The organism is Pseudoalteromonas sp. T1lg122 (genome assembly GCF_002964825.1).
Classification (GTDB): domain Bacteria; phylum Pseudomonadota; class Gammaproteobacteria; order Enterobacterales; family Alteromonadaceae; genus Pseudoalteromonas; species Pseudoalteromonas gelatinilytica.
In genome coordinates this window covers 138,228-150,488 of record NZ_PQCG01000007.1, presented here as the reverse complement: position 1 = coordinate 150,488, position 12,261 = coordinate 138,228, and the positions used below count along the sequence as shown (strand labels likewise).

At 42.1% G+C, this 12,261-nt stretch carries 9 protein-coding genes and 1 riboswitch; of the genes, 6 read left to right on the top strand and 3 right to left on the bottom strand.

The window, feature by feature from the left end; all coding sequences use genetic code 11:
- Positions 1-120: 120 nt before the first annotated feature.
- Together C2M33_RS06150 and C2M33_RS06145 are read left to right on the top strand one after the other, a co-directional pair.
- On the top strand, positions 121-675 hold the full coding sequence (locus C2M33_RS06150) for a DUF4136 domain-containing protein (protein WP_063705792.1): 555 nt from the start codon (positions 121-123) through the stop codon (positions 673-675).
- Positions 676-837: 162 nt separating this feature from the next.
- Positions 838-2,676: a TonB-dependent receptor gene (locus C2M33_RS06145; protein ID WP_105173995.1), complete on the top strand. Its 1,839-nt coding sequence runs from the start codon at positions 838-840 to the stop codon at positions 2,674-2,676.
- 169 nt (positions 2,677-2,845) lie between these two features.
- On the opposite strand, the gene C2M33_RS06140 is transcribed toward C2M33_RS06145, so the two are convergent.
- Positions 2,846-3,094, bottom strand: a complete 249-nt coding sequence (locus tag C2M33_RS06140) for a YkgJ family cysteine cluster protein (protein ID WP_054562006.1) — start codon at positions 3,092-3,094, stop codon at positions 2,846-2,848.
- 158 nt (positions 3,095-3,252) lie between these two features.
- On the opposite strand from C2M33_RS06140, the gene C2M33_RS06135 reads away from it, so the two are divergent.
- The 4 genes from C2M33_RS06135 to C2M33_RS06120 all read left to right on the top strand — a co-directional run bounded on the left by C2M33_RS06135 (position 3,253) and on the right by C2M33_RS06120 (position 10,228).
- Entirely contained in the window at positions 3,253-4,425 is a 1,173-nt protein-coding gene (locus C2M33_RS06135; RefSeq protein ID WP_105173994.1) for an efflux RND transporter periplasmic adaptor subunit, read from the top strand.
- Positions 4,426-4,428: 3 nt separating this feature from the next.
- A complete protein-coding gene (locus C2M33_RS06130; protein ID WP_105173993.1) occupies positions 4,429-7,581 on the top strand; it encodes an efflux RND transporter permease subunit in 3,153 nt (1,050 codons plus the stop codon).
- Between the two features lie 158 nt (positions 7,582-7,739).
- Positions 7,740-9,356: a L,D-transpeptidase family protein gene (locus C2M33_RS06125; protein ID WP_105173992.1), complete on the top strand. Its 1,617-nt coding sequence runs from the start codon at positions 7,740-7,742 to the stop codon at positions 9,354-9,356.
- 8 nt (positions 9,357-9,364) lie between these two features.
- Positions 9,365-10,228 (top strand): D-Ala-D-Ala carboxypeptidase family metallohydrolase, encoded by an 864-nt coding sequence (locus C2M33_RS06120; protein WP_063705806.1) that lies wholly within the window; start codon positions 9,365-9,367, stop codon positions 10,226-10,228.
- A 124-nt stretch (positions 10,229-10,352) separates the two neighbouring features.
- Here C2M33_RS06120 and ribB read toward each other — a convergent pair whose 3' ends face one another.
- Together ribB and C2M33_RS06110 are read right to left on the bottom strand one after the other, a co-directional pair.
- On the bottom strand, positions 10,353-11,006 hold the full coding sequence (gene ribB / locus C2M33_RS06115; protein ID WP_105174345.1) for a 3,4-dihydroxy-2-butanone-4-phosphate synthase: 654 nt from the start codon (positions 11,004-11,006) through the stop codon (positions 10,353-10,355).
- Between the two features lie 106 nt (positions 11,007-11,112).
- Positions 11,113-11,260, bottom strand: a riboswitch (FMN riboswitch).
- Between the two features lie 47 nt (positions 11,261-11,307).
- A complete protein-coding gene (locus C2M33_RS06110) occupies positions 11,308-12,246 on the bottom strand; it encodes a LysR family transcriptional regulator (protein ID WP_063705813.1) in 939 nt (312 codons plus the stop codon).
- Positions 12,247-12,261 lie beyond the last annotated feature (15 nt).

Here is a 12,261-nt window from a genome sequence, read left to right as displayed (position 1 = left end):
ACAAACTATTACAGTACTTTTTTGTAAATGTGCCATAGTCTTTAAATAATCATTCGGTTGAGTGTTTTTTGTGTTATGTTATCAATCAAGTAGTGGAATTTTTGCCAAGGAGCAAACAATATGAAGAACTTATTAATCGCGACGGCTGTATTATTTTTAGCGGCTTGCGCTAAAACGCCTGATTGGGATTACGACAAATCAGCAGATTTTAGTAATTATAAAACCTTCTCTTGGGTACCTAATGCCAGCTTGACTAAAAACGTAGCGAACTACCAAATTAGTCCTTTAATGGAAAAACGCGTTCGTGAAGCTGTTAATGCTGAACTTGAAAAAAGCGGTATGAAGCTAGTTGATTTAGCACAAGCAGATGTACTGATTAACTATCATGCCTCAGTTGATACAAAAATTGATGTTGATACCTTTAACGTAGGTTACGGTGCACGCTGGAATTACTGGGGTATGGGTTATAACACGCAAACCACCACTCGCGAATATGAAGTGGGTACGTTAATTCTAGACGTAGTTGACCGTGCTTCTAACCAATTAGTTTGGCGTGGTGCTAAAGAAGGTCGTTTGCAAAAAAATCAATCACCTGAAAAGCGCACTGAAGTTATCAAAGAAACGGTTGCTAACATTCTAAGTAACTTCCCACCGCAATCTATTAATCAAAACTAAACACCGTTTTAGTTAAAAGACCGCGCCTTAGCGCGGTTTTTTATTGCCTGCTGAAATCTGGTTGGAGTGGTATAACTCAGTGATTCAGATACAATACCCGCAATTTTCAGTGCGCCTAACTAGCCCACTACCCCAGATTAAACAAAATCAAGAGAGTTTTAGATGGTACGCGCAGTACAGCTTACACTTCCCGCATTATTCGTCACTTGCACAGTGCTAGCAGAAGACACCAACAATATTGAACAAATCACCGTTGAAGTTTCAGCAACCGCAAATAAAGAACCGGTTGGTACTTTTGATGCGCCGGTATCAAACTTAGAATATGACCCACGTGTCGATTTGCAATCACGCAATATGGCTGAAGCGCAAGCTGATGTCACCATTCGTGGGGGTATTTTCGAAAATACTGGCTTTCGTGTTGGTAGCAGTACATTATTTGACCCTCAATCTGGTCACTATTTTGCTGAAATTCCTATTGCCCCACAGATGCTAACAGGGCCTTCAGTGCTTACAGGGGCTGATAATGCCCTTTATGGTATGAATAGCTCGGTTGGCACGGTTTCATTTGGCTGGCGCCCTATCACAAGCACTGGCAGCGTATCACTTGGCACAGGTACGAATGGCTTTAATTTACAAAGCATTCATGCTGCCCATAGCCAAAAGCTGGATAATAAACCAGATTGGCGATTAGGCTTTGAGGGTGAATACTCTCACTCAAAAAGCGATGGCTCAATTGATAATGGCGACCACGACTTTGAACGTGCCTCAGCACGCGTTCAAATTGCAAGCACTACCTCGCAAACTGATTTAATGTTCGGGCGCCAAGAGAAGTTTTTTGGTTGGCCAAATCTATACACGCCATTTAATTTTAATGAAACCGAAGACCTTGAAACCAAGCTTTTCATGCTCAATCACAAACAAATGTATGGTGAGAGCAATACCTTTGAAGTGACTGGCTATTATCGTAAACATAACGACCATTATGTTTTGTCTCGTGAAAACCCAGCTATTTTTGAAGCGTTTCACGAAACCACAGTTAAGTCATTAGCACTCTCTGGACGTCACCGTTTAAATGACCGCTATGCAATTAATTATGCTGGGCAATTTATTGCTGATGAAATTGAATCAACATCTCTTGAAAACAATTTTACATCACGTAATTACACTAAGCTAAGTATCTTGCCTGAGTACAAATCAGCCCTTACAGCAAACAAAGAGCTTACTTTACGTGTTGGTGCTGCATTTGATGATACCAACCGTGATAGCTCAGATACCTCATTTATTGCCGATGCCAGCCTTAAAGTAGCTAATCAAAATGGCAGTGAACATACTTGGTATGCGTCATACGCCGAGGCAACACAAGTTCCCGGTTATACCGCTATTGGCGGCAGCGAAACGGGCGGATTATTCAGAAGTAACTACAGCCTTGAGCGCGAAACCACCGATAACCTTGAATTAGGTTTACTGATTGAACAGTCTTCATGGCGTTTAGATTCAGCTATTTTCTACCGTAAAGATAAAAACCTTACGGATTGGACATATCGCTTTGATGCAACCTCAGCACGTTTTGCAAACTCAGTTGATATAGACACCTTAGGCGTTGAGTTTTTAGCAAATAAATCGTTTGAAAGCGCTGAGTTGATTGCCAGCTACACCTATTTAGAAAAGTCAGAAGACTATGGCACGGCAGATATTGATGCGAGCTTTTATGCGCTTAACTACCCTGATCACCGTGTAACACTGGGTGCAGTATGGCAGCCAATGGATGTGCTTGAGTTGCGTATTGATAACGAATGGCGTAAGCAACATAGTAACCGCTTACGTAGCTCTGATGATGAAGCCTTCTTCACGCAGTTAACCCTAAAATTCACCCCAGCTCAGCTTGATAATGTATTTGTAACCTTTGCAGCTGACAACATTTGGGATGAATCTTTCGAAGAAGTACCGGGTACCCCAGGCCGCGGCGAGCAATATACTCTTAGCGCTACCTACACGTGGTAAGCAAAAACAACAATGCCAGTCAATTGACTGGCATTATTGTGTCGCGTCCATTTCTGTGATTTTTAAAACACCTTAGTCGAAACAATTTTTAAATGCTCTGGTGAAACTTTAGCTATCAAACACAACTGATCCCAGCAACCGTTAAAAAGTGTTAAAGGTTTAATCTTTTTTAAGTCATCTGTTCAAGTTCAGTAATTAAATACAGTGCTTGTTCGTTAGTGGTGCCACACACATCAATAGTGGCAGAAAAGTCGCTACACACCTTAGGCCTTGATTCATCACCAAATAATTTACATAGGTTATTATCGTCGAGTTGAATACAGCGCTCTCCCGCCGCTTTCCCGTTTGGCATTCCTGGTATCGGTGAGCTAATACTGGGTGCAATACAACAGGCGCCACAGCCTAATCTACATGCCATTTTATCTGTCATTGAGTACCTCTTATAGAACCTTTGTAGCGTCTTTGTAATATGTGTAATGGTTTGTTACATCTTCAAACGCCTTGTAAACACTTTATTGCGTATGCTTAGCCTAACAAATTTATTTTTAATTACCGTCAACCGTGAGGGACTATCCCGTGGCTAGTAAAAAACAAATCATTCTCCCTATCGCCGTATTAGTCGGCGGACTTGGAATGGCATTCGCATTTGCCTCAATGAAGCAACCGCCAGTCGAAAAAGCAGAACAAGATCTGCGACCGCTTGTATCAATTAAACCGTTAAGCTTTGACGCCATTACCCTCGATGTAAAATCATACGGTATCGTTAAACCTAAAAACCAAACTGAGCTTGTTGCGCAAGTGAGCGGTCAGGTTGTGTCGTTATCAGAACAATTTGTACAAGGTGGATTTGTTAAGCAAGGCGACATTCTAGCACGAATTGATCCAAATGATTACGAAGCTGCACTCATTGAAGCAGAAGCGGGACTAGCGCAAGCAAGCTCAGCACTTGAGATTGAACGTGCTCAGGTGTCAGTTGCACAAGCCGAATGGGATCGCATCAAAGGTGACTCAAACCAAGTTATTCCATCTGAGCTTTATTTACGTAAACCACAACTTGCTGAAAAACTTGCAAGTTACCGCGCTGCACAAGCCAGTGTAAAACGCGCTAAACGTAACCTTGAGCGCACTTACATTAAAGCGCCTTATGATGCGATTATCGACGAGCGCTTAATTAGTTTAGGCAGTGTGGTAAACCCAGGTAACAGCTTTGGTAGCCTAAGCTCAACGTCACTGGCTGAAATTCGTTTACCTGTAGCAGATAAAGATCTGCAATACCTAAATAACCAAGGTATTGGCGCCAGCGTATCAATTAACGCTGAATTTGCGGGTAAACAAACTACGTGGCAAGCGACTATTGTACGTAGCGAAGGGGTTGTTGACCAACGCAGCCGCATGAATTATTTGGTAGCACAAGTGGCAACACCTTATGAGCAAAAACAACCACTACGTTTCGGTTCATACATAAATGCAACCATTCAAGGTCGTGCGCTGGACAACGCGATTGTGGTACCACATCACTTAGTAAAAGACAGCAAAGTCGCCGTGTTACAAGACGGTGAAACACTCTCGTTTAAAACACTCAATATAGTGCGTGAACAAAATGGCATGGTGATCGCCGACAATGGCCTTGCAAATGGTGAGCAACTGATTACCTCTGCACTTGAATACCCAACTGAAGGCATGGCAGTCAAGCTTGATAATGCAAAGCTTAATGCGCCAACAACGCAGTTAGCGTTAAAAGAGGAATAAGCCATGACCACGCACAGAGAAAAAGGGCTTATTGCCTGGTTTGCACGCAACCCGGTTGCTGCAAATTTGCTTATGATTTTTATCTTAGTGGGCGGTTTGTTAACGGCAATGTCTATCCGTAAACAAATGTTCCCGCAATTTGAGAGCAACTGGATCAGCATTCAAGCTGTTTATCCGGGTGCAGCGCCGCAAGAGGTTGAAGAAGGGATCACCATCAAGGTCGAAGAGTCTTTAGAGGGGCTCGAAGGCATTAAACGCTTAATTACCTATTCAAACCGTGGTTTTTCACAAGCTTGGATCGAAATCGAAGAAAAGTACGACCCTCAAGAAGTACTCGATGAAATCAAGATGCAGGTTGATTCAATCAATACCTTCCCAGCTGAGATGGAACGCCCTATTGTACGTCGTGATAAGTACGAGCAAGAGGTAATGATCTTAGCCCTTTATGGCGATATGACAAATTACCAACTAAAAGAGCTTGGTAACGACATAAAAGATGAATTACAAGCCTTACCTCAAATCAACTTGGTTGAATTTCATAGTGGTTTAAATTATGAAATTGGCATCGAAATTAGCCCAGATAAACTTCGCGAGTATGGTTTAACTTTCCGTGATATTGCTACAGCCGTTCGCAGCTTCTCTGCAAATATGTCAGCAGGTCAAATTCGCTCTGAAAATGGCTACATTTCGATGCGTGTTGAAAACCAAGCGTATCGTGGTAAAGAGTTCGAAAATCTACCTTTATTACACTTACCTGATGGCGCACAAGTGTTCTTAGGCGATGTGGCCACTGTGCATGATGGCTTTGAAGAAGGCCTGCAATATTCTAAGTACAATGGTAAAAACTCACTAACATTTGAAGTTAATGCATCAAAAGATCAAGACATCACGAAAGTTGCAGGAGTATTAAAAAACTACCTAGCAGAAAAAGCACCACAGCTTCCGGCTGGCGTAAAACTGTCTCCGATTGTTGATTTAACTTACTACCTTGAAGGTCGTCTAAACATGATGATCGACAACATGGTATGGGGTGGTATTTTAGTCATGGTGGTACTGGCGCTATTCTTACCACTGCGCTTAGCATTTTGGGTGATGATGGGTTTACCAGTGTCATTCCTAGGTGCATTTTTAATGATGCCAATGGGCTTTTTAGATGTCACTATCAACTTAGCCTCGTTATTCGCATTTATTCTGGTACTCGGGATAGTCGTTGATGACGCTATCGTAGTGGGTGAGTCAGCCAGTTCTGAAATTGAAAAGCACGGTCATAGCCTTGATAACGTAGTACGCGGCGTAAAACGTGTTGCTATTCCTGCAACCTTTGGTGTGTTAACCACGATTGCCGCATTCTTACCGCAAACACTGGCATCAGGCCCAGGCTCTGCGTTTTCGAAAGCCATAGGCGGAGTGATCATCTTATGTTTAGTGTTCTCATTAATTGAATCAAAACTAATCTTGCCTGCTCACTTGGCGGCAATGAAAAATAAACCAGCGAATCCTAAAAACCCTTTACATCGCTTACGCTTAGGAATGGATAAAGGACTTAAAAACTTTGTCGATAATTATTACACTCCATTTATTGGTCACTGTATCCACTATCGTTACACCGTTATTGTTGGTTTTATTTGTGTATTGATTGTCAGTGGCGGTATGTTCGCAGGTGGTTTAGTGAAGTTTGTTGCGAACCCTAAAATTCCACATGATTTCCCACGTATCTCAATTGAAATGAATTTATCATCATCTGAGCAAGCGACTCTTGAAACAGCGCAAACAATTGAAAAACTGATTCTAGATGTCGATAAACAACTTGAAGAGCAATATGGTAAACCGATGATCCGCGATTTATCAGTTAGTCTGCGCGGCAGAACCAGCGCACGTATCATGGCAATTTTAGTTGAACCCGATTTACGTCCTATTGATACATTCCAGTTAAGTGCAATGTGGCGCGAACAAATGCCACCATTACCCGGTGTGAAAACGCTGAATATTGAAGACAGTATCATGAATGGGGGTCGCGATGACGGTGATGTAAGCTTCCGCCTTGAAGGTAAAGACATCAACAAACTTAAAGAAGTGGCTGCGCTATTAAAAGAGAAATTAAATAGCATGGAAGGTGTGGGTGATGTTAATGACTCACTCCAATCAGCAACCGATGAAGTACAACTTGAACTTAAACCGCTTGCTTACAGCTTAGGTTTAACCCTCTCGGATGTGGCATCACAAGTTAGCTTTAGTTACTACGGCCTAGAAGCACAACGTATTTTACGTGACGGTGAAGAAATTAAAGTAATGATCCGCTACCCTCGTGAATCGCGCAACGCGGTAAGTGACATCACAGATGCACGTATCATTACGCCAACAGGAGTTGAAGTGCCGCTGGCTGAAGTAGCTAAAGTAAATATTGTTGATGGTGTAAACCGTATTCGTCGTGAAAATGCTAAACGTACGGTAAATGTGTGGGCAGCCGTTAACACAGACCAAGCTGAACCATTTGCCATCGCAAAAGAAATTCGTGATGAATATTTACCTAGCCTACTGAAAAGCTACCCAGGCGTAGAAAGTAATGTAGCGGGTCGTATTCAAGAAGAAATGGACAGTGTGGCAGAACAAGTGCGTGACTTTGCTCTATCAATGCTGATCATCTTTGCACTGTTAGCGATTCCACTTCGTTCATACTCACAGCCGTTTATTATTATGTCGGTTATTCCATTTGGTGTAATTGGTGCAATGTTCGGTCATATGATTTTAGGTATGACAATGAGCAGCCTGTCAGTATTTGGTATTATCGCGGTTGCAGGTGTTGTAGTAAATGACTCGCTAGTAATGGTCGACTTTGTTAATAAGGCCCGCGCAGAAGGTGTTGCAATTAAAGATGCTGTAATGCAAGCCGGTGGTCGTCGTTTTAGAGCTATTTTACTGACCTCAATAACGACCTTTATTGGTGTACTACCAATTATTATGGAAACAAGCTTACAAGCAAAAATTGTTATCCCAATGGCTGTATCACTGGCATTCGGGGTGTTATTTGCAACGGTCATTACGCTTATTTTAATCCCTTGTCAGTACGTCGCGTTAGAAGACTTTAAACACTTAATTGGCAAGCTGAGAGGTAAAAAAGCAGAGCCAGAAGCAAAATTACAAACAACCAGTCATTAAACTCCCTTTAAAATCCCAACTGAGCGCTTGGCAAACTCATTTGCCAAGCGTTTTTTATTTAAAAATATGTTCCTATAAATCGTATTGTTTTGCTAAGCTTAAATGAGCAAAAAAGAAACAATTCAAGAAATTACTAAATACGTTATAAGGACATAGCTATGAAAATTCTTCGCTACACAGCTTTGGTAAGTTGTTTATCCATTTGCATGCCTGTGCTGGCCGAAAATCAATACTTACAACAACAGCTTGAGCCTATTCTGATTGGTGAATCGCACAGTATTGAAAAACAACAAATCCACTCCCCTGACATGACTATTGCCACTTACAAAGCAAACGGCTTTGAACGGGTATGGGATGACAGCAAATATGCTAAACAAGCGCTCAACTTAATTGCCCAAGCAGAACTTGAAGGCCTCTCCCCTAATGATTATCACTTTGATACTTTAATGGCACTAGCCAGCGAGATAGATAAACGTGGAGCCGATGCCGTCGAAGCCCAGTTTGATGTACTGATGACAGATGCTGTCATGACCTATGCAAAACACCTTATACGCGGAAAAGTTAACCCAAAACAACTTGCAGCCACATGGAACTATGAACAATTTGATGTCAGCCCTGATGCCGCGGCCGCCTCATTACTTAAACATGTAAAATCAAAAAGCCTTGATAAGGGACTTGAAAACCTCAAGCCTGTTTTACCACATTATCAACGCCTAAAAGACGCCCTCGTGTTTTACCGAGAGCTTGATGCCACAGGTGAATTACCAGCCATCGTATTGCAAAACAATGTTTTAAAACCGGGTCAATCAGACCCAGCTGTGCCGCTCTTAAGGCAAAAGTTAAAGCGATTAAACTATTTTGAAGGCAGTGAAAGTGACGTCACGGATTATGATGATGAGCTGGTGGCAGCAGTTAAACGCTTTCAAAATGCGCATCAAGTTGCTGATGATGGTGTGATTGGTAATGCAACGTTAAAACTACTCAACAAAGATTACAGCGAATACGTCAATGATATTTTAGTGAACCTAGAGCGCATTCGTTGGGTTGATAATACCCTAACAGAGCGCTTCTTAGTGGTTAATATCGCAGGTTACCTGCTGTATTTATTTGAAGACAATAAATTAAAATGGCAAACCAATGTAGTTGTAGGCAGAAACTACACCAAAACGCCAATATTTAAAGGGCAAATGAGCTATATCGTGATGAACCCAACCTGGACAGTACCTCGGAGCATTTCAGGTGGCATCATCAAAAAAATGAAAGAAAATCCAAACTACTTAAACGAGAAAGACTTTGTTGTGGTTGATAGTCGCCGTAATCCCGTGGATAGCGAGAGTATTGATTGGGCGAATGCCAGCCGTAAAAATTTTCCGTATTGGTTTGTACAACAACCTTCAGAGAATAATTCACTGGGACAAATAAAATTCATGTTCCCTAATAAATACTCAATCTATTTGCACGATACCCCTGCAAAAAGTTTATTTCAGCAAGACCAACGTGCATTTAGCCACGGCTGTGTAAGAGTTGATGACCCATTCACCTTGGCTGAGAAAATCTTAGAAACGTCAGATAATTGGAGCCGTAGTGAAATTGATGACGCCATTGCAGCAAAAGAGACTAAAAAAGTCAGCTTATCAAAACCGCTAGACGTACTTTTAATGTATTGGACCGTTGCGGGTAACGACGAGGGCCTACAATTTTATACCGACGTTTATAATCGCGATGGCGCGTTATTAAAAGCACTCACCACGCCATTAGCAAACAATACAATTTAGAGGTCACTATGTATTTCAGCCGTATTATTTTAAGTGTGTGCTTAGTGTTAACTACATACTCTGTTGCTGCCATTGAATTAACTGACTCGCTGCACAGCCTTGTACTTGATGCGAAACAAGTGCTAACACTTGATAACACGGCTGATTTTACAGCTGCTGCAGTATCAGATGTTGAGACAGAGCGATTAGGGCCAAATAGTCTTGCCGTTTATGCCCCAGAAAATGCAGGGTTTTATAACCTAGTACTGAGTAACAATATTACCCGCAAACACTTACTCGTTATAGTGAAAACACCATTCAATGCCAACAATAAGCAATTGAATAATTACCAAATCGGCCTCTACCCTGCACCTTATAAAAACTACCCACAGTACAGTGCGCCAAATGGATTTATTGAAGTAACACAGGAAGACTTAACTCGCCAACTGACTCCTCATGTGCAAATTAAAAATGTGATATGTAAACAAGTAAGTGGCTTTCCAAAGTATCTTTATGTCAACAACGATGGCTTGTTGATGCTCGAAGATCTGCTCACGTTTGTACAAAATGAAGGGATTAAAGTTAGCAAGTTTGCTTTTATTAGCGGCTATAGAACACCCCACTACAATCGATCAATTGGTAATGGCAAACACAGCCGACATCAATATGGCGATGCCTTTGACTTATATATAGACGAAGATGGTGATGGCCGAATGGACGATTTAAACGGTGATGGCAAACTAACGATTGCTGATGTTGACGTGCTTTATAAAGTGTTTGAAAAATTCCAAAAACAGAGCCGCTATAATGGCGGTATTGGCCGCTATAAACCCGCCTCCCACCACGGTGGTTTTGTTCACATAGATAACCGAGGATTTACCGCTAGGTGGTAAGCCTTTTCAATCAAGCCTGGCGTAATGAGGTTTTGCACCGGTTAATGTATAAATGAAGCTACCAAGGTAGCCTCATTTTACTTACGGCTTATAGCTCAAAACTTAAAACTTTTTATTAACGCTTTTAACAAGCCTGTTTTTGCGTTGCTTGGAGGTAGGCAACTAAATCTTCAATCGATACAACAGGCATGTTGTGCTCATTGGCAAACTTGCTTACTTGAGGCAAGCGAGCCATTGAACCGTCTGGATTCGTTAATTCGCAAATAACACCAAACGGTGTTAAACCCGCTAACTGCATTAAATCAACCGATGCCTCAGTATGGCCACGGCGCACTAATACCCCACCCGTTTGTGCTCGCAGTCCAAACACATGTCCTGGGCGAGATAAATCTTCAGGCTTTGCATTGTCAGCTGTTGCCGCTTTAATGGTGGTTACACGATCAGCTGCTGAAACGCCGGTTGTCACGCCCGTTTTAGCTTCAATGGTCACTGTATACGCTGTTTTGTTCTGACTGGTGTTATGCTCAACCATTTGTGGTAAATCAAGCTGTTTAACACGCTCATCGCCCATGCAAAGACACACAATACCGCTGCCTTCACGGATCATCATGGCCATTTGCTCTGTTGTCAGGTGCTGTGCTGAATACACAAAATCACCTTCGTTTTCACGGTTTTCGTCATCTACTACAAGTACGCCTTCACCTTGCTGCAAGGCAGCAATAGCACGTTCAACGCGTTCAAGTGGTTCGCCAAATTGGCTAAGTAAAGAAGACTGAATCATCATTTTTAATACCTATTAAATTAAATATGAAAAGATTCAGGACATTGAAAGGCACAGCAAAAAAGACCACCCGCAGGCAGCCAATTACTGTTTTATAGATTAACTATATTCTCTTTCATCCGGACTATCACCGTCGGCTCTGGCCTCTCACCAGATCTGCTGACCTTTAACCAACGTTAAAGCGCTCGCGGGCTCACTTAAATTTAAAGTATACCGCCGGTGGGGAATTTCACCCCGCCCTGAGAATGTTGCTTAGCCATAAATATGAATAAGCCTCGCTATTCTATACCTAAAATAATTAGTTATCGAGTACCCGCTTATCTAAAATGCCTTTTTCAATCAATTGATTGAGAATTACCTTGGTTTTTGCTCGGCATATATCACGCACTAAACGAACCGCAGGTGTAATGGATTGTCGACTTGGGCAAATTAACCAAAGCTCTGCACATAAGTGAGGGTAATTTTGCATTACTGGCACGACTCGCCCACTTAGCAAATCATCACTGATATCAATGCAAGATTTAACTGCTAGGCCTTTTCCAGCCACACACCAACGCCTTACCAAATCACCATCATTCGATGCTCGACGGCCTTGCATTTTCACCTTAAAGCGCTGGGCTCCATCGGTAAATTCCCAGACATTATTGATGATATCTTGCAGTTGATAAAATAGGCCTTGATGCTGATTTAATTCATCGGGATGTGTCGGCGCGCCATGTTCGGCAATATACTCTGGAGTTGCACATAACAGCCGCGGAACATTACAAATTTTAAAGCCATATAAATTTGAGTCGGATGGCGAGCCATACCTAAGCGCAAAATCAACGGAGTCTCGGTAAAAGTCGACATTACTATCGCTAATATGCGGGCGCATACTCAGTTTTGGATACTCATCAAGTAACTCATCTAACCAAGGAATAATAATATTGCGGCCTAAGTCTGAAGATAATGCGACTCTTAGTTCTCCTTCAATTTCATCATGCTCACCTTTTAAGGCGAGTGTCGCTTGCTCAAGCATGAGCACCGCTTGCTGACACTGAGGTAAAAAGCGTTCCCCTGCCGCAGATAAACGTAAATGACGAGTAGTTCGAACAAATAACTCTGCACCCAGCGCTGCTTCAACACGTTTAATTGCCGCACTGGCGGTAGCGGCTCGCATGTCTAATTTTGCTGCCGCGGTTGTAATACTGCGAAATTCAGCCACCTTGAGGATTAATTTGAGATCTTCAACCAGCATATTAACTAAAATTTT